We start from the raw sequence: 23,366 nt of genomic DNA on the forward strand, positions 1-23,366 counted from the left end.
AGGCAAAATTGGAGACTTTCGGCTCCAATTTTAGCAATGAAACAACGAAGTTGGTTGCTTACGTGCCAATCACATAAGGCAAACTGGAAAATAAAAAGATACTTTTCGGAGAAAAAACATGACAAAAAACTTATTAGTAGAACTCGGTCTTGAAGAGTTACCAGCCTACGTAGTAACTCCTAGTGAAAAACAACTAGGTGAAAAAATGGCAGCCTTCCTCAAGGAAAACCGCCTGTCTTTTGAAGCCATTCAAACCTTCTCAACACCACGTCGTTTGGCTGTTCGTGTGACTGGTCTTGCAGACAAACAGTCTGATTTAACAGAAGATTTCAAGGGACCAGCAAAGAAAATTGCCTTGGATAGTGATGGAAACTTCACTAAAGCAGCTCAAGGATTTGTCCGTGGAAAAGGCTTGACAGTTGAAGATATTGAATTCCGTGAAATCAAGGGTGAAGAATATGTCTATGTTACTAAGGAAGAAGTGGGCCAACCGGTTGAATCCATTGTTCCAGGTGTAGTAGACGTCTTGAAGTCACTAACTTTCCCTGTCAGCATGCACTGGGCTAACAACACTTTTGAATATATCCGCCCTGTACACACTTTGACAGTTCTCTTGGACGAGCAAGAGTTTGATTTGGATTTCCTTGATATCAAGGGCGGTCGTGTGAGTCGCGGCCATCGTTTCTTGGGACAAGAAACTAAGATTCAGTCAGCATTGAGCTATGAAGAAGACCTTCGTAAACAATTTGTAATTGCGGATCCTCGTGAACGTGAGCAAATGATTGTTGATCAAATCAAAGCAATCGAAGCTGAACAAGGCGTACGCATCGAAATTGATGCTGACTTGTTGAATGAAGTCTTGAACTTGGTTGAATACCCAACTGCCTTTATGGGAAGTTTTGATGCCAAATACCTTGAAGTTCCAGAAGAAGTTTTGGTGACTTCGATGAAGGAACACCAACGTTACTTTGTTGTCCGTGATCAAGATGGTAAACTCTTGCCAAACTTCATTTCAGTCCGTAACGGAAATGCAGAGCATTTGGAAAATGTCATCAAGGGGAATGAAAAAGTCCTAGTTGCCCGCTTGGAAGACGGAGAATTCTTCTGGCGTGAAGACCAAAAATTGGTCATTTCAGATCTTGTTGAAAAATTGAACCATGTGACCTTCCACGAAAAGATTGGTTCTCTTCGTGAACACATGATTCGTACGGGGCAGATTGCCATTCTCTTGGCAGAAAAAGCTGGTTTGTCAGTGGATGAAACAGTTGACCTAGCGCGTGCAGCAGCTATTTACAAATTTGACTTGTTGACGGGTATGGTCGGTGAGTTTGATGAACTCCAAGGTATTATGGGTGAGAAATATGCCCTTCTTGCTGGTGAAACTCCAGCAGTTGCGGCTGCTATTCGTGAACACTATATGCCTACATCAGCCGAAGGAGAACTTCCAGAGAGCAAGGTTGGAGCCATTCTAGCCATTGCAGACAAATTGGATACGATTTTGAGTTTCTTCTCAGTAGGCTTGATCCCATCAGGTTCTAATGATCCTTATGCCCTTCGTCGTGCGACGCAAGGTGTGGTTCGTATCTTGGATGCCTTTGGTTGGCATATTGCTATGGATGAGCTGATCGATAGCCTTTATGATCTAAAATTCGACAGCTTAACTTATGAAAATAAAGCAGAGGTCATGGACTTTATCAAGGCTCGTGTTGATAAGATGATGGGTTCAACTCCAAAAGACATTAAGGAAGCGGTCCTTGCAAGTTTGAACTTTGTTGTGGCAGATATGCTAGAAGCAGCAAGTGCTCTCGTAGAAGCAAGCAAGCAAGAAGATTTCAAACCGTCTGTCGAATCCCTCTCACGTGCTTTCAATTTGGCTGAAAAAGCCGAAGGAACTGATACTGTTGATCCTGCCCTCTTTGAGAATGAAGAAGAGAAAGCCTTGGCAGAAGCAGTGGAATCACTCGTTTTGTCAGGTACTGCAGGTCAGCAATTAGAACAACTCTTTGCACTTAGCCCAATTATTGATGCTTTCTTTGAAAATACCATGGTAATGGCTGAAGATCAGGATGTCCGTCAAAATCGCTTGGCTATCTTGTCGCAATTAACCAAGAAAGCCGCTAAACTTGCACGTTTCAATCAAATTAATACCAAATAAAAAATAAAATCTGTTAAACGGATTAAACCTTATCACAAAGGAGAAGAAATGGATCCGAAAAAAATCGCTCGTATTAACGAGCTTGCCAAAAAGAAAAAAACAGAAGGCTTAACTTCTGCTGAAAAAGTGGAACAAGCTAAACTTCGTGAGGAGTACATCGAAGGCTATCGTCGTTCTGTTCGCCACCATATTGAAGGAATCAAAATTGTGGACGAGGAAGGAAATGACGTCACACCAGAAAAACTACGTCAGGTACAACGTGAAAAAGGTTTGCATGGGCGTAGTTTAGATGATCCCAACTCATAAAATGAAAGGGGTTTGTAGATGATTTACATTCCCCTTTTCTTTTGCAATAAAAAAGAGTCTGGGACAAAAGTCTAACCTACAATATAAAAAGCGAACAAAACGAGTTATCTGACACTCAGAATTCTGTCTTGTTCGCTTTTTTGCTCTAATCTATCGATTTTAAAAATTTATAATAAGGAATTCCTAAAATCAAAATCTTTTTGTCTCAGACTCTTTGTTTTAAACGAAGTAGTAAACCGCCAGCGGTTTGGCAGAAGCTTGCTTGAACAATGTTCAGCTAATCTTAGTTACCTGCCTCAGCGGGACTTCACTGTTGCCCTCTACAAGACCATCAATCAGATTAACAATCCATCTTTCTTGGTCATGATTGAGAAATTGAGAGAAGGAACTTGAGATACAATAAGGATACAGAGAGAAAAGCCAGATAATAGGAGCTTTCAGTACTGTATCCTTATTTTTTAAATCGTGAAAATCGAATAATTAGCTCTAAATGAAGAGAATTGAGGTGTGTGTAAATTTAAAATTTTATATTTTCTTACATAGAAGATATAAGACTTTTGACATTTTTCAATTTATATGATATTCTATGACTATAAAATAAAAAAACGTCACAGAGTTTTTAGGAGGAAGTTATGGCTACTGCTTTTACTACTGAAGAAAAAGAAGTAATTAGAAAGAAATTACATAAAGTTGCAAAGGAATGCCTTCAAAGATATGGGGTTAAGAAAACCACAGTTGACCAGATGGCAGCAATGGTAGATATTTCCAAAGGTTCTTTTTATAATTTTTATTCCTCAAAAGAAATGTTATTTTTTGCGGTCTTAGAAGAATATCAAATAGATGTTATGAATCGCCTGACAGAACAATTAGATATGGAAGCCAAGATAGATACAAGTCGTCTGGTAGAGTTACTTTATGATTTTTATCAAGGTTTTCGCTATTCATTTATGTATACCATATTTAAAAATAATGAAATGGAATTACTCATAAGAAAATTGCCGAAAGAGGCGATAACAAATCATCATCTGATAGACGATAGGATGGTTAAAAAAATTGTGTCTCGAATCAACATTAAAGAAAATGTATCGGTAGAAATCGTCTCTGCTTTATTTAGAACGATTGCTATGACTATATTACACATCGAGGAAATCGGTGAAGAACAATTTGATATCGCATTGAAGTTCGTTATACAAGGAATTGTTGAGCAAATTACTAAGGAGGATAGGTAATGGTGAAAGAAGCAATTAGAACCGCAAAGCTTTCTAAAAGATATGGAACAAAAAATGTTGTCGACAACTTGAATCTTTCAATAAAACCTGGTGAAATAGTAGGTTTTTTAGGACTAAATGGTGCAGGGAAAACAACGACGATGAGAATGATGCTAGGATTGATAAAATCTACATCAGGAGAATGTTATATCCAAGGAAGAAAGTTAGATCTAAGTAATTTAGAACTTCGAAACGAAATAGGTTATATTATTGAGACGCCTTATTCTTATCCAGACTTAACTGTGAGAGAAAATTTAGAAATAGTTAGTAAATTAAGAGGGATTAATAAAGATAATATTGACTGGGTAATTGAGAAATTAAAACTAAAGCAATATGAACATAAACAGGAGAAGCATCTTTCTTTAGGAAATGTTGCGCGTTTAGGAATTGCAAAAGCGATTATTCATAAACCTAAAATTCTAATTCTTGATGAGCCAACAAATGGATTAGATCCTTTTGGAGTTATTGAAGTGAGAGAACTATTAAAGGAATTGGCGAATAATCTAGGCACAACTGTTCTTATTTCAAGTCATAATCTGGAAGAAATATCTAAAATTGCTACTAGGATAGTTATTGTACATGAGGGCAGACTTATAAGAGAAGTTGAAAGCAATGAATTAGAGCAGTACTTAGAAAAGAAGTTACTAGTAAGTGGCTCTAATAATAAGGCCATGAAAGAAGTATTATCTAACCAGGGCTATCATGTAAACATTCAATCAGACACAGAAAATAATATCGATTTCTTAGAATTAACTGATACAAAAGCTGTGGAATATCCGGAAAAAATTGCTACATTGCTAGTTAATGCAGGTTATCCACCTAAATCACTGACTGTTGAGAAAGAAGATTTAGAGCATTATTTCTTAAGAATACTGAATGACTATAATGGAGGTGTTTCGAATTAAAAAGCTTAGTTCCTGTATTTTAATTGAATGGAAAAAGTTAATAAAATCAAAACTTTCCATCGTAACTGCTTGTTCTATCTGTTTAGTTCCTTTTATTGTTGGGTTGTTTGCAACTATGATGAAATATCCAGAGAATTTCAAAAATCTTGGATTGATTTCTGCAAAAATGGAAATGATGAGGATAACAGACTGGTCGTCGTACTTAATGACCGTATCACAAGTCATTTCTGTTGGGGGATTGCTCATTTTTGGATTTACAGCATCTTGGGTTTTTGGTAGAGAATATTCTGATAAAACGATGATAGACCTATTAGCGCTCCCGATGAAAAGAGATACAATCGTATTATCCAAGTTTATCGTTATCGCTCTATGGAGCTATATTCTATCAATTTTTGCACTTTTATTAGGATTATTAGCTGGCAATCTGATTGGGCTTGAGGGTGGGAGCTTAACGGTGATTTTCAAAGGTATACTTACTTTTGGTTATTGTACTACTCTTACGATCATACTCTCTACTCCAGTAGCTTTTTTTGCTTGTTTAGGCAGGGGATATCTGTCACCATTGGCATTTATTATTTTTACAATTATTTTTTCTCAACTTGGTTCTGCTCTTAACTTTGGGAAATACATCCCATGGGCTATTCCTGCACTCGCAAGTGGTATTGCAGGAATAGCACTATTGAATTTTGGGAGCATTGTCAGTTTGTTTGGGGTAAGCATTCTAGGTCTTATCGCAACAATAGCTTGGTGGAGGTATGCTGATTATGATTAAAATGAAGTGATGAAAAAGCTAATAACACAAAACTAAGTCTTATTCATTTCCATTCAAAATCCCTCCTCCTGTTCAGATTGAAAAATAAGAGGAGGTACATTATGACAATCGAAAGTTTTGGACGAGAGGGTATCATATAAGTCCCGTTGGCCTAAATGAAAAGATAGTTTCTAAATATATAGGCGATTGGGAAAAAATGACCTTGTCTTTGATAAGTTAAGTGTCAAACCGTTCTCAGATGGTAGTTTTAGAACAAGGTAAAATCTCGTTACGGGCATCAGTCAAGTGAAGGACAAAATCCAAAAAAGATGCTTGGTCTGAACTTTTTCTAGCAGGGGCCGGATTAAAAAGAGGCTGAGGAGAAAGAGCAAGAGGATAGGATAGGATAGAAATACCAAGGATTACTGACGAATTGGACCCCTTCAGCAATCCTCAAAGGGATGTAAGTGTGGGACAGCAGACTCTGTCCAGATAGGAAAGGCAAGACAATCGCAGTCATGGTCAGAATCAGAAACTAGCCCAGGTTGAAGATAGTGTTAGAAAATTGCTTCATGAGGACCTGTTCTCCATCTTGATGAAATAACGGTCTTCTCCCAGCTCAATCAGCTCGACTGGCTGAGGATAGAAGCGATCCATGACCTCTTTTTGAAGTATGTCTCCTTTAGGACCTTGGGCAATAATTTCAGCTTCTTTTAGGAGTAGGACATGATCCATAGCAGAAGTGATTTCCTCAACATGGTGGGTGACATAGAGGATAGTTGGAGCTTTCTCCGTCTGTGTAATCTTACCAATCTGATCCAGCAGGCGCTCGCGAGCAAAGAGATCCAGACCGCTGGTCGCTTCATCTAAGATAAGCAGTTCTGGCTTTTCCATGAGACTGCGCGCAATCAGCAAGAGCTGCTTTTCCCCTTGAGACAGACTGATGTAGCTCCGGCCAATCAAATCTTGTCCGCCAAGGGAGACCAGCATTTCCCTAGCTTGATCCAGCTCTGCTTGCCCGTAAGGAGCATAGAGAATACTGCTTTTATACTTTCCTGTCAGGACGATTTCTTCAGCAGAGAGATGGCTGGGCAGGCGCTCAGCAATGAAGGAGCCAACTACTCCAATCTTAGTTCGCAGCTGAGGAATGTCTCCAGCACCAAATTCCGTACCGAGAACTGTCACCTTGCCCTGGGTCTTCCAATGTTCAGCCATGAGTAAGCGCAGGAGAGTAGACTTTCCTGAACCGTTGAGACCGAGAATGGCCCAATGCTCCCCCTTTTTCACCTGCCAGTTGAGATCCTTTAAGATGGTTCGGCCTTGTTTAGCCAAGCTTACATTTTCTAGTTTGATAATCTTTTCCATTTTTACTCTCTTTCGTTAAATCTCCTTTATTATAACAAAATTTAGGAAAAAATAACCGATAGGAGGAGGCAGATGTTTTATAAAAGTAAGCTGATGTAGGTCCTTTTGCTAATGATTATCTTCTTTATCTGGTGTTAGATGAGGTCCATCCTATTACCATCAGGGTGCTCTTGCTCTTATCCAGCAATATCCATGGCATGCTGGGGATGATTGTGGCAATCCCGACTCATTTTATCCTCAAAGAAATCGCCAAGTTCTTGGTAGATCGCTATGATAATCACAAGGAAACCCAGCAGAAGAAGAAGGAAGAGCTTGGAATCGATTGATTCCAGAGTCTCGATACCAGAAATAAGACGGAAGAAGGGTCTTCCGTCTTAGATTGAAGACAAACATTCCAAATGGTGTTTGTCTTTTTCTGTTTGTCAGGCTAAAATTCCATCTTTTGATAGAATAATGGTCATTTGAACAAAATAAAAAGGCTTGTCCACCCTCATTTTTACTAGTTTTTTGAGATTCAAACACGCTAAAGTAAGCCCAATCTTATCTTCCATCTTGGACTTGCCTTTCCCTCTTGTATAACGGAGGTTGTGGTATTCTTTGGCAGTCCCAAAGAGTCGCTCAATTATTTCTTTGCGCTTCTTATAAAGCTCCTTCATCCCTCTTTGGTGTCGAATCTCTTCACAATATTCAAGGTCGTCTTTCCATACATGTCTTGTGATGACTTTCTGCTGATTCTGGCTCTGTATACAAACGGATAATAGGGGACAGGCGATACATACTTTTGGATCACTCTTATACTCACGATAGCCTGCTCGGGTCGTCGTGCGATAGGCTAATACTTGGTTCTCTGGACAGAGGTAACAGTCATAGAAGGCATCATAAACAAAATCACCGGGTCTTAAGTTCCCCCTTACTCCCTTGGGGCGGGTATAGGGGAAGACAGGGATAATGTTTCGCTGTAATAAATAATGGGCAATAGCTGGGGTCTTATAGCCTGAGTCCGCAATAATGTAGCGTGGGGAGAAAGCTTCTAACTTTGAAAAAAGGGCAGGGAAAGCCTGACTGTCGTGTACATTTCCTGCTTCAACACTATAAGCCAAGGCCCAACCATGCTTATCACACGCTACTTGGGCAGAATAGGCAAATACTTCCTTGTGTTCCCCCTTGTGGAACCAACCACTCTCAGGATCTGTCCTTGAGATTTTCTTTTCCTTAGCCTCGCTTTCTTTTGCGGGCTTTAAGGACTTTTTTTCGTGTTTTCTCCTATCTACATCAATCTCAACTTCCAATTGCTCACTCATAAATTTAGCTTGTTGGGCAACCATTTCCTTATGATACTTGTGACTGTTAGCTGTAGCTTTGATATGGGTACCATCCACAAATATTTCCGAAGGATCCATTAAACCAGCAAATAAAGCTTGATGGAGTACTTGTAAAAATATCTCGGTAATCAGTTCTTTATCTTGAAAGCGACGACTGTAATTCTTTCCATATATGGTAAAATGAGGCACCTTGTCATCCAAGCTTAGTCCAAGAAACCAACGATAGGCTACGTTTACTTCAATGTTTTTAATGGTTTGGCGCATGGAGCGAATGCCATAAAAGCATTGAATCAAAGGAATTTTGACTAACATGACGGGATCGAGACTAGGACGACCATTATCTGGACTATAGGTATCCTCAACTAAGTCATAGATAAAGTCAAAATCAACCTCTGATTCCACTTGGCGAAGAAAGTGATCTCTTGGGACCAATTCGTCTATCGTATAGAAGCCATATTGGCAGAGATGATAATCTGGTTTTTCTTTGTGAAACATAGTTAGCACCTCACAACTTTTCTTACCTCTATGATACAACTTTACAAAAAGAAAAGCCCTTAGAAAAGTGTCTTCTAAGGACTTTGTCTTCAATCTGAAAGGAGCCAAATGGCTCCTTTTTGGTTTCTTAGTTGCTTGCGCCAGAAGTAGCGTCAGCGTCACCACCGTGGCCTCCAGCATCCCCTGAATCAGAAGCGCCAGAAGTAGCATCGGCGTCTCCATGACCTCCAGCAGCTGGAGCAAATGGTCCGCTACCACCTACCAAACGTTGACCAGTTTCTTTTAGGTACCAGTCAAGCCATGGTTGGAAGTTAAACACGATTTCATTGATACCAGCGTATGATCCGTCAGGATAGTACATCGCTTGGTAGTTGTGGGTGTTGATGACACCTGTAGGAGAACCTGGAACGATAGTACGGACGTATTCTTGGTTTCCGTTGCGAAGTGTTCCGATAACCCACTCCACGTTCTTCATACGTGCTGGTGGAAGAGAATTATGAACAGTCGACATACGGCTACCTGATTGAGGTGGCACACGTTTGGCAAACATGGTGTCTGGATCTTGGTGAGCGTTGTTGTAGTATAGGAATTGGTTGTTGTCGTCAGCGTATGTCAATTCAAATGGCATAGCTTTCAAGAACATATCAATTTGATTAACTGTCAAGATACCGTGGTCCAATTTGACATAGGTATCACCAGAAACAGCGCCAGTGATTGCTGCAACTTTTTCTACCCATTCTGGATCGTCAGGATCAACTTCAGTAATGGTTGTAGCAATTGGTTTTCCACAATCCAAGTCTTCTGGTTCGATTGGTTTTGGTTTTTTCAATTTCGAAACGACTCCTACGTATTTTACAAAGTTATCTAAGCAAGTTTCAAGGAATTTAACAGTTCCTTCGTTGGTGATATTTCCGTTGTTATCAAAAGCTTCCTTAGCTTTACCAAGAAGGAATTCGTTACCTGGAAGCGTGTAGGCATTGACACCTGGAGCATCAAGGATTTTACGAAGGTGAACTTGGGCACGTGATGTTCCTTGGTCATAGTATGATGCACCCACAATCATAACAGGCTTGTTTTCAAATGGATGAACTTCGTATGAAAGCCATTCGAGTACAGATTTAAGTGAAGCTGAGATAGTGTGGTTGTGCTCAGGAGTAGCGATAATAACACCATCAGCACGTGTAATCTTGTTATACAAGAAACGCAATTGGAAGCTTTCGTCCCATTTTTCGTCTTGGTTAAACATTGGAACTTCGTCGATTTCAAGGACTTCTAATTCAAATTTGAATTTGAAATTGCGACGAATAAATTCCAAGAGTTTGCGGTTATATGATTGATCGTAGTTTGATCCAACAAGTCCAACAAATTTCATTCTTTCGGTCTCCTATCTTACAAATTTTCCCAGTCAAATTCTTCTGCATCTTTGCGAAGCAATTCTTGTGCATTGCGCAATTTCTCAGTAATCTTCACGAAGATACGGAAGTCATCAAAGATGGCATCCAATTTCTTGATGACGTCAAGATCAACCAAGTCACCACTTGGGTTAAATGCTTGAAGAGAGTGTGAGAGCAAGAATTCATCTGGTAGAACATTTGCCTTGATTTCAGGAGCGTTCAAGATTTGACGAAGTTGCAATTGGGCACGAGATGAACCAAGTGTACCGTAGGAAGCACCAGTGATCATGATTGGTTTGTTCAAAAGTGGGTAGATACCGTAAGATAGCCAAGCAAGAGCGCTCATCAAAACTGCAGGGATAGAGTGGTCGTACTCAGGAGTACCGATAATCACACCATCAGCCTCTTCAATTTTAGCTGCAATCTCAAGAATTTCAGCTGGAAGTTGCTTATCTGCTGGTTTGTTGAAAACAGGGATATCCTTGATTTCAACGAGTTCAATTTCAGCTTTATCAGCAAAGTGTTTTTGCATGTATTGGAGCAATTGGCGGTTTGTAGAACGTTTAGAGTTCGTTCCAACAATGGCAATAAGTTTTAGCATGAGATTTCCTTTCTCTTTTTACATAATACAATTTTGAAGGCCTGAAGAACATGCAAGGCGTCCTTCTTTGTCGATGAGGATGGCTTCAATACCATCTATACTTTCGACTTGCCAGAGGATAGAAGCGCTTCGCTCTCCGAATAGGCGAGTTGTCCAAATCTCACCATCAACGGATTTATCAGAGATAATCGTTAGGCTAGCGAGATCGGTTTCGACAGGGAATCCTGTCTCACTATCAAAGATATGGTGATAGTCTTTTCCATCTACTGTCAGGTGGCGTTCATAGATACCTGAAGTGACAACGGATTTGTTAGAAGCAGGGATAGTTAGGAGATGATTGCCACGAGGATTTCGCGGATCTTGAATCCCAATCTGCCAGGCTTTCCCGTCTTTGACTTGATTGTTCCCGATGGTGAGGATATTTCCTCCGAGATTGATCAAGGCAGAGGTGACACCGTGTTCTTTCAAATACTGGGCAACCTTATCTGCACTATAGCCCTTAGCTAAACAACCTAAATCAAGCTTCATTCCTTTCTTCTCTAAAAAGACAGTAGAGCTAGTCGGATCCAACTTGATAAAATGCGGGTCAACTAGTGGCAAGACAGCTTCGATTTCTTTGGAGTCTGGAAGCCGTGCATCTGCAAATCCGATTCGCCAGGTTTGAATCAAGGGACCAATACTGATATTTAGATGGCTAGATGGAGCTAGACTATGTTCTAACCCTAGAGCAATCAGTTCAAACAGGTCAGGATGAACCTTAACAGGTTTGATTCCAGCCTGGTAGTTGATTTCCATCAGTTCGGATTCTTGACTGTTGGCGTTAAAGCGGTATTCGAGTTCCTTGAGCAAATCAAAGGCTCCTTGAAGTAGGCAATCAGCCTGTTCATCTACTAATGAAATCGTGATCGTTGTTCCCATTAGCCGTTCAGAACGTGAATGAAGAGGCAAGCTACCAGCTCCTTTCTCTTTATAGGAAATCATTCAATATAAGGTCGTTAAAGAAAAATTAAACCCCTTACATTTTCTTTCCATGTATCTAGCATATCATAAAGTCAGCGTTTTCACAAATAAATTTTGACAAAAAGTCAAGAAATATGCTCAGAATTAATATGAAAACGATAGAAAAATTAGATTTATCAATGTTAAGTGTATTTTTTTCTGAAAAAAAGAGAATTCTGAGCAAATGCCTTGTAAACGCTAACAGTAAATGATATACTAGAAAGGTAAATCAAAAATTAAAGGTAGGAATTTTTCTATGAGTAAAATCGTTGTAGTTGGTGCTAACCACGCTGGTACAGCATGTATCAACACTATGTTGGACAACTTTGGACATGAAAATGAAATCGTTGTATTTGACCAAAACTCAAATATTTCATTCCTTGGTTGTGGAATGGCGCTTTGGATTGGGGAACAAATTGATGGCCCAGAAGGTCTCTTCTACTCTGATAAAGAAAAATTGGAAGCAAAAGGTGCTAAAGTTTACATGAACTCACCAGTTCTTTCAATTGACTACGATAACAAAGTTGTGACAGCAGAAGTTGAAGGTAAAGAACACAAAGAGTCTTATGATAAATTGATCTTTGCAACTGGTTCAACTCCAATCTTGCCTCCAATCGAAGGTGTTGAAATCGTTAAGGGCAACCGCGAATTCAAAGCAACTCTTGAAAATGTACAATTTGTTAAATTGTACCAAAACGCTGAAGAAGTTATTGAAAAACTTGAAGACAAGAGCAAACACCTTGAGCGCATTGCCGTTGTTGGTGGTGGTTACATCGGTGTTGAGCTTGCTGAAGCTTTCGAGCGTCTTGGAAAAGAAGTTGTACTTGTTGACATCGTAGACACTGTTTTGAACGGCTATTACGACAAAGACTTCACTCAAATGATGGCGAAGAACTTGGAAGACCACAACATCCGCTTGGCTCTTGGTCAAACTGTTAAAGCAATCCAAGGTGACGGCAAAGTAGAACGCTTGGTAACAGACAAAGAAACATTTGATGTGGACATGGTTGTTCTTGCAGTTGGTTTCCGTCCTAACACAGCTCTTGCTGATGGTAAGATTGAACTCTTCCGCAACGGTGCCTTCCTTGTAGACAAGAAACAAGAAACTTCAATCCCAGGTGTTTATGCAGTAGGTGACTGTGCGACTGTTTATGATAACGCTCGTAAAGACACTAGCTACATCGCGCTTGCATCTAACGCTGTACGTACTGGTATTGTTGGTGCTTATAACGCTTGTGGTCATGAATTGGAAGGAATCGGAGTTCAAGGATCAAACGGTATCTCTATCTACGGTCTTCACATGGTTTCGACTGGTTTGACTCTTGAAAAAGCTAAAGCTGCTGGTTACAACGCAACTGAAACAGGCTTTAACGATCTTCAAAAACCAGAATTTATCAAACATGACAACCACGAAGTTGCCATCAAGATTGTCTTTGACAAAGACAGCCGTGAAATCCTTGGTGCGCAAATGGTATCTCATGACTCATCAATCGGTATGGGAATCCATATGTTCTCACTTGCTATCCAAGAGCATGTGACAATTGACAAGTTGGCATTGACAGACCTATTCTTCTTGCCACACTTTAACAAACCATACAACTACATCACAATGGCTGCACTTACAGCTGAAAAATAGAAATGGATGAACTATCTGGCCTCAACTGAAGGTCAGGTAGTTTTTTATACTTTTGTACCCAGACAATTGTAGTTTTTCTATCTTGTACTTCATTCTAATCTGACATAAAATAAAATGGTAGCTACCAATACAAATGATGAGGATTAAGAAATGACTGAAAATCGTTATGAACTAAATAAAAACTTGGCACAGATGCTCAAAGGTGGGGTTATCATGGACGTTCAGAACCCTGAACAGGCTCGTATCGCAGAGGCTGCCGGTGCGGCAGCTGTTATGGCCTTGGAGCGGATTCCAGCTGATATTCGTGCAGCTGGTGGAGTTTCCCGTATGAGCGACCCAAAGATGATTAAGGAAATCCAAGAAGCGGTCAGCATTCCAGTGATGGCCAAGGTCAGAATCGGGCATTTTGTTGAAGCTCAGATTTTAGAGGCTATTGAGATTGACTATATCGATGAGAGTGAAGTGCTGTCTCCAGCTGACGACCGTTTCCATGTGGACAAGAAAGAATTCCAAGTTCCTTTTGTCTGTGGAGCTAAGGATTTGGGTGAAGCCTTGCGTCGTATCGCTGAAGGAGCTTCTATGATTCGTACCAAAGGAGAACCGGGGACAGGAGACATTGTTCAAGCCGTTCGCCATATGCGCATGATGAATCAGGAAATTCGTCGTATTCAAAATCTACGTGAAGATGAGCTCTACGTAGCTGCTAAGGACTTGCAAGTCCCTATTGAATTGGTTCAGTATGTCCATGAACATGGAAAATTGCCGGTTGTAAACTTTGCAGCTGGAGGCGTTGCAACGCCAGCAGATGCGGCCTTGATGATGCAACTGGGGGCAGAGGGCGTCTTTGTCGGTTCAGGTATTTTCAAGTCAGGAGATCCTGTTAAACGAGCAAGTGCTATTGTCAAAGCCGTAACCAACTACCAAAATCCTCAAATTCTGGCTCAAATCTCTGAAGACCTAGGGGAAGCCATGGTTGGTATCAATGAGAATGAAATCCAAATTCTCATGGCAGAGCGAGGAAAATAGATGAAAATCGGAATATTAGCCTTGCAAGGTGCCTTTGCAGAACATGCAAAAGTGCTAGAAAAGTTAGGTGTTGTTAGTGTCGAAATCAGAAATTTAGAGGATTTTCAACAATATCAGAGTGACTTGGCGGGTTTGATATTACCTGGTGGTGAGTCTACAACCATGGGCAAGCTCTTGCGTGACCAGGACATGCTGATTCCCATTCGAGAAGCCATTCTTTCTGGCCTTCCCGTTTTTGGAACCTGTGCGGGTTTGATTTTGCTGGCTAAGGAAATCACTTCTCAGGAAGAAAGCCATCTAGCGACTATGGACATAGTAGTAGAGCGCAATGCCTATGGGCGCCAACTGGGAAGTTTCTATACGGAAGCAGAATGTAAGGGAGTCGGTCAGATTCCCATGACCTTTATTCGTGGACCGATTATCAGCAGTTTTGGAGAAGGTGTAGAAATTCTAGCAACAGTAGACGATCAAATCGTTGCTGCGCAAGAACTGAATATGCTGGTAACCTCTTTTCATCCAGAATTGACAGATGATGTGCGCTTGCATCAGTATTTTATCAATATGTGTAAACAAAAAAGTTGAGAAAAGATTCTCAACTTTTTTACATGTAATAAACAATGGCAATGTACTGAAGTGCAGACGCAGCTAGGATAAAGAGATGCCAAATCATATGGAAATAAGGCTTTTTCTTAGCGTAAAATCCAGCTCCAACTGTGTAACAGAGTCCGCCAGTTACCATGAGACCCCAGAAAATTGGCGTTGTTTGACTGATAATGGCAGGAATGATAGCCAGAACCAACCAGCCCATGATCAAATAAAGAGCAAGGCTGAATTTCTCATTGACCTTTTTAGCAAAGATTTTATAGAGGATGCCAAAGATGGTCGTTCCCCACTGAATGGCAATGATCAGATAGCCAAACCAGTTATTCATCAAAGTCAATACGACCGGCGTATAAGAGCCTGCGATAGCCACGTAAATCATAGAATGGTCGATGATTCGCAAGACGTATTTGTGGGTCGAACCATAGGCCATAGAGTGGTAAATGGTTGACGAGAGGAACATGAGAAATAGACTGATAACAAAGATAGAAACACCAAAAGATGATAAAAATCCGTGTGCTTCATAACTATAGGTGGATGAGATGGGGAGTAAGATGAGCATGATAACGGCACCCACAGCATGGGTTACGCTATTAGCAATCTCCTCTCCAAAACTGAGTTTTTTACTGAGTTTTAGACTGGTATTCATTGGATTTCCTCCTCTTCTTTGATAAGGATTAAGTCTAGAGTTTGATGATAGAGTTTAACCGTTTGACAGCTGGTTTGGATAATAGGATTTTCTGGATCAATCCCATGGTTCATATAGTCCACAAAAGCGTCGTAGAGCTGGTCTGAACTTGCCTGACTTTGTAGAGTATTGAGTGTGTGAGCGATTTCTTGGATCGAAAAGACAGACTTGAGAGTAGTGATGGCAATCAAACGGGCAATTTGTTTGCGTTGGTATTTTTTCTTATCTGGCTTTGTTAGGTAACCATGTTTGACATAATTATTGACCATGGATGCTGTTAGACCCTTGTCCTTATCTGGAGAGATAGGGGCGCAGACTTGATTGACATAAAGTAAAACCTGATCCAGATAGAGGTCAATGTTTGGAATGTCTTCCCATTTTGGGTAGGAAAAGTTAGAATTCATTTCGAACTCCTTTTTATCTAGTTTTGATAACTAGATTATAAAATAATAAAAGACAAAAGTCAAGTTTCAACTGCTTGTAGAAAGTTTTAAATTATGCTATGATGAGAGAAAATAGTTAGAAATGAGGGGAAAAGATGAAGATTCGTTTAGCTTTTCCAAACGAAGTGGATGCGATTATGCAGGTGATGGAGGATGCCCAAAAGTGCTTAGCTGAGTCTGGTAGTGACCAGTGGCAAAATGGCTATCCAAATGCAGATATCATTATTGATGATATCATCTCAGGCCAAGCCTATGTGGCCTTGGAAGAAGGAGAACTACTAGCCTATGCTGCTGTGACCAAGAGCCCAGAGAAATCCTATGAAGCCATTTATGAAGGAAGTTGGCAAGGAGGAGAATCAGAATACCTGGTCTTTCATCGTATCGCTGTGGCAGCAGATGTACAAGGACAAGGTGTTGCTCAGACGTTCCTAGAAGGCTTGATTGAAGGTTTTGATTATCTAGATTTTCGTTCAGATACGCATGCTGAAAACAAGCCCATGCAGCATATCTTTGAAAAGCTAGGTTTTCAACAGGTTGGTAAGGTTCCGGTTGATGGGGAACGTTTGGCCTATCAGAAATTAAAAAAATGAAGCAGAATAAGTACGCAAAAATGCTCTACCCGTCGCCAATTGGAACCTTATCCTTAGTTGCTGACAAGCAATATCTGTATGGAATTTGGGTACAGGACCAGAAGCATTTTGAGAGGGGAATCGCTGGAGATAGTATAGAAGTAGTTAAGAAACATCCTGTCCTAGACCAGGTTATTTCCTATTTAGATACTTACTTTGATGGATGTGCTCAAGATTTGTCTTCCTTGCCTCTGGCTCCCATTGGAACGGATTTTGAAAAGCGAGTCTGGGCTTACTTACAGAGCATTCCTTATGGTCAAACAGTAACTTACGGACAAATAGCTCAAGATCTGCAAGTGGCTTCTGCTCAAGCGATTGGCGGAGCAGTGGGGCGTAATCCTTGGTCCATCCTCGTACCCTGTCACCGTGTGCTGGGATCAGGCAATCGCTTGACAGGCTATGCATCGGGAGTCGAAAAGAAAGCCTGGCTCTTGCAACATGAAGGTGTAGCATTTCAAGAAAATAAAAAATAGAAAGAAAAGAAGATGTTAGAATTTATTGAATACCCAAAATGTTCAACTTGTAAGAAAGCAAAAAATGAATTGGATCAACTTGGACTGGAATACCAAGATGTCCACATCGTAGAAGAAACACCAAGTGAAGACGTGATTTTGAACTGGTTAGAAACATCCGGTTTTGAAGTGAAACAATTTTTCAATACTAGCGGGATTAAGTACCGCGAACTGGGCCTAAAAGATAAGGTGGGAAGTTTGTCAAAACAAGAAGCAGCCAAGCTTCTAGCGAGTGATGGCATGTTATTGAAACGTCCAATTTTGGTGGAGAATGGTGCTGTTAAACAAATTGGCTATAGAAAACCCTATGAGGACTTAGGTTTGAGATAGTTTTTATCTATCTCCTTGATAGGTAAAATATATAGCCTCCCTGTTTTAAAGTGTGATAAACTAGAAGATAGACAAAGTCTGATCAGCCCGTAGCAAATAATTTGCTTGCGAGCAGAAGTATGATAGAATGAATCATTATCAGGAGAGGATGTTTTTATGACTGTTACAACATTTTTAGCATCAGATTGGTACCAAAGTTTGATGCAACTCATTCCGGATGGTAAGCTCTTTAGTTTGCGTTCGGTCTTTGATGGAATTCCAAGGATTGTCCAACAACTGCCTACAACCTTGATGTTGACGCTTGGAGGTGCGATTTTTGGCTTGGTGCTGGCCTTGGTTTTCGCCATTGTTAAAATCAATCGTGTTAAGATTCTATATCCCTTGCAGGCCTTTTTCGTTAGCTTTTTAAAAGGGACACCGATTTTGGTTCAGCTCATGTTGACCTACTACGGGATTCCACTTGCTCTGAAAGCACTCAATCAACAATGGGGAACTGGTTTTAATATCAATGCGATTCCAGCAGCGCTTTTTGCGATTGTGGCCTTTGCTTTTAATGAGGCTGCTTATGCAAGTGAAACGATTCGTGCAGCGATTCTCTCAGTTAATCCTGGTGAGATTGAGGCGGCACGCAGTCTGGGCATGACACGAGCACAAGTTTATCGTCGTGTGATTATTCCAAATGCAGCGGTGGTAGCGACACCGACTTTGATTAACTCCCTCATCGGCTTGACCAAGGGAACTTCTCTAGCCTTTAGCGCAGGTGTTGTGGAGGTCTTTGCTCAAGCTCAGATTTTGGGTGGAGCAGATTATCGTTACTTTGAGCGTTTCATCTCCGTAGCCCTTGTTTATTGGGTAGTCAATATCGGAATTGAAAGCCTCGGTCGTTTCATCGAGAAGAAAATGGCTATCTCAGCGCCGGATACAGTGTCTACAGATGTGAAAGGAGACCTTCGTTAATGATTAAGATTTCGAATTTAAGCAAATCCTTTTCAGGTCAGACTGTCTTGGATCATCTGGACTTGGATATCCAAAAAGGAGAGGTAGTGGCCTTGATTGGTTCATCTGGAGCTGGGAAATCAACTTTTCTTCGTAGTTTGAACTACCTTGAAACTCCAGATAGTGGAACGATTCAGATTGACAATTTTAAAGTTGATTTTTCTCAGATTAGCCAAGAAGAAATCCTAACCCTTCGTCGCAAGTTGTCCATGGTTTTTCAACAGTTTAATTTGTTTGAACGTCGAACTGCTCTTGACAATGTCAAGGAAGGTTTGGTTGTCGTTAAAAAATTATCGGACGAGGAAGCAACAAAAATCGCTAAGGAAGAGTTGGCCAAGGTTGGACTTTCTGACCGTGAAAACCATTACCCTCGCCACTTATCAGGTGGACAAAAGCAACGGGTTGCCCTTGCGCGTGCTCTCGCTATGAAGCCAGATGTCTTGCTCTTGGACGAGCCCACTTCAGCCCTTGACCCAGAATTGGTCGGTGAAGTAGAGAAGTCTATTGCAGACGCTGCCAAGTCAGGTCAAACTATGATTTTGGTCAGTCATGACATGTCTTTTGTAGCCCAAGTGGCAGACAAGATTTTGTTCCTAGATAAGGGGAAAATCATCGAGTCAGGTACACCGGATGAAATCATCAATCATCCGAAAGAAGAACGGACAAAAGAATTCTTCGCTAGTTACAAACGGACTTATATTTGATATAATAGAAAAAGGAAAACTCAGTTAGTTGGACTAGCTGAGTTTACTCTTTAAAAAAGATAGAAACGAGAGAGATCATGCTGCTGCAACTGTTTTCTTTATACTTCGAGAGTTTGATCTTAACGACCATCCTAGTTGTGATTTTTCTGGGGATTTGGATTGGATTGAGAGCCATGTCTGGTGTGGATAAGACAGCCAAGGCTCGCCAAGCTCATCTCTATGATATGATTATGATTGGAGTTTTGGTCGTTCCGGTGTTATCCTTTGCCGTCATGAGTTTGCTCTTGGTTTTCAAGGCATAATTCTTGCGTGACTAGCAAGAATGAGTTAGAATAAAGATAGTTACAACAAGAAAGAAGGAATCGAAATGTACGATACGATTATTATCGGTGCTGGACCTGCGGGAATGACCGCTGCCTTATATGCCGCTCGAAGCAATCTGAAAGTGGCTTTGATAGAAGGTGGCCTGCCAGGCGGGCAAATGAATAACACATCTGACATTGAAAACTATCCAGGTTATGCCAACATCAGTGGACCTGAATTGGCTGAGAAGATGTTTGAACCACTTGAAAACCTTGGAGTAGAGCACCTTTATGGATTTGTCGAAAAGATTGAAGACTGTGCTGACTATAAGAAGGTGATCACTGATGATCAAGTTTACGAAACCCGTACTGTCATCGTGGCAACTGGGTCAAAACACCGTCTCTTGGGTGTTCCCGGAGAAGAAGAACTGAACAGTCGTGGTGTTTCTTACTGTGCAGTCTGTGATGGAGCTTTCTTCCGTGACCAAGACTTGCTTGTAGTTGGTGGTGGAGATTCAGCGGTAGAAGAAGCTCTCTTCTTGACTCGCTTTGCCAAGACTGTTACCATTGTTCACCGTCGGGATGAACTTCGTGCTCAAAAGGTTTTGCAAGACCGTGCTTTTGCAAATGAGAAAGTCAACTTTATCTGGGATTCTGTCGTCAAGGAAATCAAAGGTGAAAACCGAGTAGAATCTGTCGTATTTGAAAATGTAAAAACAGGTCAAGTGACAGAGCAAGCCTTCGGTGGTGTCTTTATTTATGTTGGTTTGGATCCTGTTAGCGATTTTGTTAAGGATTTGAATATCCAAGACCAGGCAGGCTGGATCCTAACAGATAACCACATGAAGACTGCAGTTGATGGTATCTTTGCGGTTGGAGATGTTCGTCAGAAAGATCTTCGTCAAGTAACAACAGCAGTTGGAGATGGGGCTATCGCTGGTCAAGAAGCCTATAAATTTATCACAGAACATAGTTAAGCAAAAAAGTTTCCAATCAATTGATTGGAAACTTTTTTATAGTCGGTTTCGGAAAACTTCGTACATGAGAATAGCCGCAGCAACACTGGCATTGAGGCTTTGAACATGTCCATTCATCGGAATGGTAATCATCTCATCGACCTGTTTTTTGATATTGCTAGAGATGCCTTTTCCTTCATTTCCGATGATGAGGGCGATTTTCCCTTTTGTATTCCACTTGTGGTAAGGAGTACCGTTCATATCCGTTCCAAAGGTCCAAAATCCTTCATCCTTGAGTTTATCTAGGGTTTGACTGAGGTTGGTCACTCGCGCAATCGGTACATGCTCAATAGCACCTGTGGCCGTTTTGGCAACGACAGGAGTCACTCCGACAGCACGGTGCTTGGGAATGATGACACCTGAAACATTGGTCGCATCGGCTGTTCGCAAGATAGAACCCAGATTATGGGGGTCAGTTAGCCCGTCTAGAATCAATAGAAGTGGATTTTCTTCTTGTCGTGTTTTTGCAAGGATGTGATCCAGCTCGCTATAGGCAAATTCAGAGACTCGTAGAACAAAACCTTGGTGGACAGCGCCTTCGGTCATTTCAGAGAGGGATTTTTTTGAGGTCCAAGAGATGGAGACTTTTTTCTCAGCAGCCAGTTTCTTGACTTTCTCAACATTCTTTCCCCTTAGATCTTCTTGGAGGTAGAGTTTGTTTCCAGTGTTTGCAAGGAGGGCTTCTGTAACGGCGTGGACGCCATAGACAATATCATTTGTTTTCATGCCTCTATTATAACACAAAACCCCGTTTTGCAACGGGATTTTCTTTATTCAAGGATGAGTAGTCCATCTTTGACAGCAAATGGGTCTTTTTCATTGATACGATCGTAAAACATGATTCCGTTTAGATGATCAATTTCGTGTTGGACAACGATTGAGTTGTAGCCTTTGAGTTTGAGGCGGTGTTTTTCTCCATCCTTATCAAAATAGTCAATCGTTACACGAGCATGACGAACGACATAGCCCGGAACTACACGATCAACAGACAGGCAACCTTCTCCTTCGCCAAGAGCAGCGTCCTGAACAGAGTGGGATACGATTTTGGGATTGTACATAATAGCTTGCAGGTCGTAGGCTTCCTGAGGAGTTTCACCTTCTTCAACAATATTTGGTACTAAAACAGTGATAATGCGTTTTGAGATATCTAACTGAGGAGCAGCCAGTCCAACCCCACCGCGTAGCCCCATCTTTTCAGCCATGACAGGATCTTGGGAATGTTTGAGGAATTGCATCATCTTTTCTCCAAGGATGATTTCCTGGTCAGACAGTGGGAAAGTGACCTCCTCAGCAACTGCACGTAGAGTTGGGTTCCCCTTACGGATAATATCTTTCATATCAATTAAGTGAGCAGCTTTTGTAATACGTTCTATAGCAGACATTTTCTCTCCTTTCATTACCTCTACATGATAACACAAAATAGACGAGAAAGAAAGTCGCAGAAGTTTCTAAAAAATAATATAATAAACGATATTCCCCTTTTGTCTGTGGTATAATAAAAGAAAAGACTTGCAGTAAAAGCAAGGGGGGAATACAGATGGAAAAGCGGCAAGATAGACGGTCTCATGGTCCTATTTTTGGATTGTTGAAGAGTAGTATTGGTTTTTTTAGGAATTATAAATCTTGGACCAATGCTCAGTTTATTATTGTGTTGTTGCTTGCAGTTGCCTTGTCCATGGGATTGAACTTGCTGGTTCGAGCAGTACAAGGTAGTAAGGGAACGAGTCCTAGAAGTCAAACTCTTGATTCTGCTCGGACGTCTAGTCAGTCCAAGGAAAATCAGTCTGACGAAACGACAGCCCGTATCATGGCAAATGGAGACCTTCTCTACCATATTCCCATCTACCGAACAGCTCTAAAAGAAGATGGGACCTATGATTTCTATGAAAATTTTGAGTATGTAAAACCCTGGCTCAAACAAGCGGATTTGGTAATTGGTGACTTTGAAGGAACTGTGAACAAGGACCACTATTTGGCAGGTTATCCATTGTTTAATGCACCCGGAGAAGTCATGGATGCGATCAAAGATGCAGGCTATCAAGTTCTAGACTTGGCTCACAATCACATCTTGGATTCTCAGATAGAGGGAGTGGTTTCAACGGCTCAGGCTATTGAAAAGGCTGGAATGACACCCATCGGAGTCTACTCACATGAATCCCGTGACCAAGCCCCTATAGTCATCAAGGAAGTCAATGGTATCAAGGTAGCTCTCCTGGCCTATTCCTACGGTTTTAATGGCATTGAGCAGTATATCTCTCAAGAGGACTATAATCGCTATCTTTCTGACCTGAATGAAGATAAGATGAAGGCGGAAATCGAGCGTGCAGAGAAGGAAGCGGATATTACTGTCATCATGCCTCAGATGGGAATTGAGTACCAGCTAGAACCGACGGAAGAACAGAAAACACTGTACCACAAGATGATTGACTGGGGAGCCGATATTATCTTTGGAGGGCATCCTCACGTCGTTGAACCTGCTGAAACAGTTGAAAAGGATGGTGACAAAAAATTGATCATCTATTCCATGGGAAATTTCCTTTCAAACCAGCGCATTGAAACCATGCAAGATGAGGAAAATGCCAAGTGGACGGAGCGCGGTGTTCTCATGGATGTGACCATTAAGAAGAAAGATGGCAAGACTAGGATTGAAACTGCCAAAGCGCATCCTACTTGGGTCAATCGAACACCCAAAGGAACTTACTCCCCAGAAGGCTATCCGCTCTTCCTCTATCAGACCTATATCCTAGAGGACTTCATTGAGGGAGGCAGTCACCGTGATAAGTTGGATGAGGCGACCAAGGAACGAATTGACACGGCCTATAAAGAAATGAATGAACATGTGGGATTGAAGTGGTAGGTGCTCACCCTAAAGGAGATAGGATGACGATTAAATTAATTGCAACAGAAATAGAGATTAAATGGA

General features: G+C 41.1%; 24 protein-coding genes and 4 pseudogenes. 18 read left to right on the top strand and 10 right to left on the bottom strand.

Annotated features, from left to right (window positions below; all coding sequences use genetic code 11):
* The first annotated feature begins 118 nt into the window (after window positions 1-118).
* The 6 genes and pseudogenes from glyS (at window position 119) to I6G42_RS05340 (ending at window position 5,406) form a co-directional block, all read left to right on the top strand.
* Complete coding sequence (gene glyS, locus I6G42_RS05315; RefSeq protein ID WP_038804996.1) at window positions 119-2,155, top strand: glycine--tRNA ligase subunit beta; 2,037 nt, start codon at window positions 119-121, stop codon at window positions 2,153-2,155.
* A gap of 48 nt (window positions 2,156-2,203) precedes the next feature.
* Complete coding sequence (locus I6G42_RS05320; RefSeq protein ID WP_000371291.1) at window positions 2,204-2,461, top strand: DUF896 family protein; 258 nt, start codon at window positions 2,204-2,206, stop codon at window positions 2,459-2,461.
* A gap of 282 nt (window positions 2,462-2,743) precedes the next feature.
* Window positions 2,744-2,854 (top strand): annotated as a pseudogene (locus I6G42_RS05325) (SAM-dependent methyltransferase); the annotation flags it as partial.
* 239 nt (window positions 2,855-3,093) lie between these two features.
* Window positions 3,094-3,690 (top strand): TetR/AcrR family transcriptional regulator, encoded by a 597-nt coding sequence (locus I6G42_RS05330; RefSeq protein WP_038804997.1) that lies wholly within the window; start codon window positions 3,094-3,096, stop codon window positions 3,688-3,690.
* Window positions 3,690-4,634, top strand: a complete 945-nt coding sequence (locus I6G42_RS05335) for an ABC transporter ATP-binding protein (RefSeq protein ID WP_038804998.1) — start codon at window positions 3,690-3,692, stop codon at window positions 4,632-4,634. The genes I6G42_RS05330 and I6G42_RS05335 overlap by 1 nt, the downstream gene beginning before the upstream one ends.
* Entirely contained in the window at window positions 4,630-5,406 is a 777-nt protein-coding gene (locus I6G42_RS05340; RefSeq protein WP_038805634.1) for an ABC transporter permease, read from the top strand. The genes I6G42_RS05335 and I6G42_RS05340 overlap by 5 nt, the downstream gene beginning before the upstream one ends.
* 290 nt (window positions 5,407-5,696) lie before the next feature.
* On the opposite strand, the pseudogene I6G42_RS05345 reads toward I6G42_RS05340, so the two are convergent.
* Window positions 5,697-5,905: pseudogene (locus I6G42_RS05345) on the bottom strand (beta-carotene 15,15'-monooxygenase); the annotation flags it as partial.
* 50 nt (window positions 5,906-5,955) lie between these two features.
* A complete protein-coding gene (locus I6G42_RS05350) occupies window positions 5,956-6,750 on the bottom strand; it encodes an ABC transporter ATP-binding protein (RefSeq protein WP_038804999.1) in 795 nt (264 codons plus the stop codon).
* A 140-nt stretch (window positions 6,751-6,890) separates the two neighbouring features.
* Between I6G42_RS05350 and I6G42_RS05355 the strand changes: the two are divergent.
* Window positions 6,891-7,076: pseudogene (locus tag I6G42_RS05355) on the top strand (AI-2E family transporter); the annotation flags it as partial.
* Here I6G42_RS05355 and I6G42_RS05360 read toward each other — a convergent pair.
* From I6G42_RS05360 to I6G42_RS05375, 4 genes and pseudogenes are all read right to left on the bottom strand, one after another.
* Window positions 7,028-8,567 (bottom strand): annotated as a pseudogene (locus I6G42_RS05360) (IS1182 family transposase). The pseudogenes I6G42_RS05355 and I6G42_RS05360 overlap by 49 nt on opposite strands.
* A 127-nt stretch (window positions 8,568-8,694) precedes the next feature.
* Window positions 8,695-9,939, bottom strand: a complete 1,245-nt coding sequence (locus I6G42_RS05365; RefSeq protein ID WP_038805000.1) for an NAD(P)H-dependent oxidoreductase — start codon at window positions 9,937-9,939, stop codon at window positions 8,695-8,697.
* 17 nt (window positions 9,940-9,956) lie between these two features.
* Window positions 9,957-10,562, bottom strand: a complete 606-nt coding sequence (locus I6G42_RS05370; protein WP_000915935.1) for an NADPH-dependent FMN reductase — start codon at window positions 10,560-10,562, stop codon at window positions 9,957-9,959.
* An 18-nt stretch (window positions 10,563-10,580) separates the two neighbouring features.
* Window positions 10,581-11,510, bottom strand: coding sequence for an FAD:protein FMN transferase (locus I6G42_RS05375; RefSeq protein ID WP_038805636.1), 930 nt, complete (start codon window positions 11,508-11,510; stop codon window positions 10,581-10,583).
* Window positions 11,511-11,817: 307 nt separating this feature from the next.
* Here I6G42_RS05375 and nox point away from each other — a divergent pair, with 307 nt between their 5' ends.
* The 3 genes from nox (at window position 11,818) to pdxT (ending at window position 14,805) form a co-directional block, all read left to right on the top strand.
* Window positions 11,818-13,197: a H2O-forming NADH oxidase gene (nox, locus tag I6G42_RS05380; RefSeq protein ID WP_000036763.1), complete on the top strand. Its 1,380-nt coding sequence runs from the start codon at window positions 11,818-11,820 to the stop codon at window positions 13,195-13,197.
* A 150-nt stretch (window positions 13,198-13,347) separates the two neighbouring features.
* On the top strand, window positions 13,348-14,223 hold the full coding sequence (pdxS, locus tag I6G42_RS05385) for a pyridoxal 5'-phosphate synthase lyase subunit PdxS (protein WP_000138514.1): 876 nt from the start codon (window positions 13,348-13,350) through the stop codon (window positions 14,221-14,223).
* Window positions 14,224-14,805 (top strand): pyridoxal 5'-phosphate synthase glutaminase subunit PdxT, encoded by a 582-nt coding sequence (gene pdxT, locus I6G42_RS05390; RefSeq protein WP_038805001.1) that lies wholly within the window; start codon window positions 14,224-14,226, stop codon window positions 14,803-14,805.
* A gap of 19 nt (window positions 14,806-14,824) precedes the next feature.
* On the opposite strand, the gene trhA is transcribed toward pdxT, so the two are convergent.
* Window positions 14,825-15,472: a PAQR family membrane homeostasis protein TrhA gene (gene trhA / locus I6G42_RS05395; RefSeq protein ID WP_038805002.1), complete on the bottom strand. Its 648-nt coding sequence runs from the start codon at window positions 15,470-15,472 to the stop codon at window positions 14,825-14,827.
* On the bottom strand, window positions 15,469-15,915 hold the full coding sequence (locus I6G42_RS05400) for a DUF1836 domain-containing protein (RefSeq protein WP_038805003.1): 447 nt from the start codon (window positions 15,913-15,915) through the stop codon (window positions 15,469-15,471). Before I6G42_RS05400 ends, trhA begins: the two co-directional genes overlap by 4 nt.
* A gap of 134 nt (window positions 15,916-16,049) precedes the next feature.
* Between I6G42_RS05400 and I6G42_RS05405 the strand changes: the two genes are divergently transcribed.
* The 7 genes from I6G42_RS05405 to trxB all read left to right on the top strand — a co-directional run bounded on the left by I6G42_RS05405 (window position 16,050) and on the right by trxB (window position 20,404).
* Window positions 16,050-16,544, top strand: a complete 495-nt coding sequence (locus I6G42_RS05405; protein WP_038805004.1) for a GNAT family N-acetyltransferase — start codon at window positions 16,050-16,052, stop codon at window positions 16,542-16,544.
* Complete coding sequence (locus I6G42_RS05410) at window positions 16,541-17,056, top strand: methylated-DNA--[protein]-cysteine S-methyltransferase (protein ID WP_038805005.1); 516 nt, start codon at window positions 16,541-16,543, stop codon at window positions 17,054-17,056. Before I6G42_RS05405 ends, I6G42_RS05410 begins: the two co-directional genes overlap by 4 nt.
* Window positions 17,057-17,068: 12 nt before the next feature.
* On the top strand, window positions 17,069-17,425 hold the full coding sequence (locus I6G42_RS05415) for an arsenate reductase family protein (protein WP_038805006.1): 357 nt from the start codon (window positions 17,069-17,071) through the stop codon (window positions 17,423-17,425).
* A 156-nt stretch (window positions 17,426-17,581) separates the two neighbouring features.
* Window positions 17,582-18,382, top strand: coding sequence for an amino acid ABC transporter permease (locus I6G42_RS05420; protein ID WP_038805008.1), 801 nt, complete (start codon window positions 17,582-17,584; stop codon window positions 18,380-18,382).
* Window positions 18,382-19,125 (top strand): amino acid ABC transporter ATP-binding protein, encoded by a 744-nt coding sequence (locus I6G42_RS05425; protein WP_038805010.1) that lies wholly within the window; start codon window positions 18,382-18,384, stop codon window positions 19,123-19,125. The genes I6G42_RS05420 and I6G42_RS05425 overlap by 1 nt, the downstream gene beginning before the upstream one ends.
* A gap of 77 nt (window positions 19,126-19,202) precedes the next feature.
* Window positions 19,203-19,427, top strand: coding sequence for a DUF4059 family protein (locus I6G42_RS05430; protein ID WP_000926603.1), 225 nt, complete (start codon window positions 19,203-19,205; stop codon window positions 19,425-19,427).
* Between the two features lie 65 nt (window positions 19,428-19,492).
* Window positions 19,493-20,404 carry a thioredoxin-disulfide reductase gene (gene trxB / locus I6G42_RS05435; RefSeq protein ID WP_038805011.1) on the top strand — a complete coding sequence of 304 codons (912 nt, stop codon included), beginning with the start codon at window positions 19,493-19,495 and terminating at the stop codon, window positions 20,402-20,404.
* A 36-nt stretch (window positions 20,405-20,440) separates the two neighbouring features.
* Here trxB and rlmB read toward each other — a convergent pair whose 3' ends face one another.
* Window positions 20,441-21,169, bottom strand: a complete 729-nt coding sequence (gene rlmB, locus I6G42_RS05440; RefSeq protein WP_038805012.1) for a 23S rRNA (guanosine(2251)-2'-O)-methyltransferase RlmB — start codon at window positions 21,167-21,169, stop codon at window positions 20,441-20,443.
* Between the two features lie 44 nt (window positions 21,170-21,213).
* Complete coding sequence (gene def / locus I6G42_RS05445; RefSeq protein ID WP_197906184.1) at window positions 21,214-21,825, bottom strand: peptide deformylase; 612 nt, start codon at window positions 21,823-21,825, stop codon at window positions 21,214-21,216.
* 155 nt (window positions 21,826-21,980) lie between these two features.
* Here def and I6G42_RS05450 point away from each other — a divergent pair, with 155 nt between their 5' ends.
* A complete protein-coding gene (locus tag I6G42_RS05450) occupies window positions 21,981-23,300 on the top strand; it encodes a CapA family protein (RefSeq protein WP_068981913.1) in 1,320 nt (439 codons plus the stop codon).
* The last annotated feature ends 66 nt before the right edge of the window (window positions 23,301-23,366 follow it).

It is taken from the genome of Streptococcus oralis (assembly GCF_016028255.1).
Lineage (GTDB): Bacteria > Bacillota > Bacilli > Lactobacillales > Streptococcaceae > Streptococcus > Streptococcus oralis_AC.

Excerpts from the sequence above, each read along its gene's own strand:
- glyS (WP_038804996.1), top strand. The coding sequence starts at position 119 with ATGACAAAAAACTTATTAGTAGAACTCGGTCTTGAAGAGTTACCAGCC.
- I6G42_RS05320 (WP_000371291.1), top strand. The coding sequence starts at position 2,204 with ATGGATCCGAAAAAAATCGCTCGTATTAACGAGCTTGCCAAAAAGAAA.
- I6G42_RS05330 (WP_038804997.1), top strand. The coding sequence starts at position 3,094 with ATGGCTACTGCTTTTACTACTGAAGAAAAAGAAGTAATTAGAAAGAAA.
- I6G42_RS05335 (WP_038804998.1), top strand. The coding sequence starts at position 3,690 with ATGGTGAAAGAAGCAATTAGAACCGCAAAGCTTTCTAAAAGATATGGA.
- I6G42_RS05350 (WP_038804999.1), bottom strand. The coding sequence starts at position 6,750 with ATGGAAAAGATTATCAAACTAGAAAATGTAAGCTTGGCTAAACAAGGC.
- I6G42_RS05365 (WP_038805000.1), bottom strand. The coding sequence starts at position 9,939 with ATGAAATTTGTTGGACTTGTTGGATCAAACTACGATCAATCATATAAC.
- I6G42_RS05370 (WP_000915935.1), bottom strand. The coding sequence starts at position 10,562 with ATGCTAAAACTTATTGCCATTGTTGGAACGAACTCTAAACGTTCTACA.
- nox (WP_000036763.1), top strand. The coding sequence starts at position 11,818 with ATGAGTAAAATCGTTGTAGTTGGTGCTAACCACGCTGGTACAGCATGT.
- pdxS (WP_000138514.1), top strand. The coding sequence starts at position 13,348 with ATGACTGAAAATCGTTATGAACTAAATAAAAACTTGGCACAGATGCTC.
- pdxT (WP_038805001.1), top strand. The coding sequence starts at position 14,224 with ATGAAAATCGGAATATTAGCCTTGCAAGGTGCCTTTGCAGAACATGCA.
- trhA (WP_038805002.1), bottom strand. The coding sequence starts at position 15,472 with ATGAATACCAGTCTAAAACTCAGTAAAAAACTCAGTTTTGGAGAGGAG.
- I6G42_RS05400 (WP_038805003.1), bottom strand. The coding sequence starts at position 15,915 with ATGAATTCTAACTTTTCCTACCCAAAATGGGAAGACATTCCAAACATT.
- I6G42_RS05405 (WP_038805004.1), top strand. The coding sequence starts at position 16,050 with ATGAAGATTCGTTTAGCTTTTCCAAACGAAGTGGATGCGATTATGCAG.
- I6G42_RS05410 (WP_038805005.1), top strand. The coding sequence starts at position 16,541 with ATGAAGCAGAATAAGTACGCAAAAATGCTCTACCCGTCGCCAATTGGA.
- I6G42_RS05415 (WP_038805006.1), top strand. The coding sequence starts at position 17,069 with ATGTTAGAATTTATTGAATACCCAAAATGTTCAACTTGTAAGAAAGCA.
- I6G42_RS05420 (WP_038805008.1), top strand. The coding sequence starts at position 17,582 with ATGACTGTTACAACATTTTTAGCATCAGATTGGTACCAAAGTTTGATG.
- I6G42_RS05425 (WP_038805010.1), top strand. The coding sequence starts at position 18,382 with ATGATTAAGATTTCGAATTTAAGCAAATCCTTTTCAGGTCAGACTGTC.
- I6G42_RS05430 (WP_000926603.1), top strand. The coding sequence starts at position 19,203 with ATGCTGCTGCAACTGTTTTCTTTATACTTCGAGAGTTTGATCTTAACG.
- trxB (WP_038805011.1), top strand. The coding sequence starts at position 19,493 with ATGTACGATACGATTATTATCGGTGCTGGACCTGCGGGAATGACCGCT.
- rlmB (WP_038805012.1), bottom strand. The coding sequence starts at position 21,169 with ATGAAAACAAATGATATTGTCTATGGCGTCCACGCCGTTACAGAAGCC.
- def (WP_197906184.1), bottom strand. The coding sequence starts at position 21,825 with ATGTCTGCTATAGAACGTATTACAAAAGCTGCTCACTTAATTGATATG.
- I6G42_RS05450 (WP_068981913.1), top strand. The coding sequence starts at position 21,981 with ATGGAAAAGCGGCAAGATAGACGGTCTCATGGTCCTATTTTTGGATTG.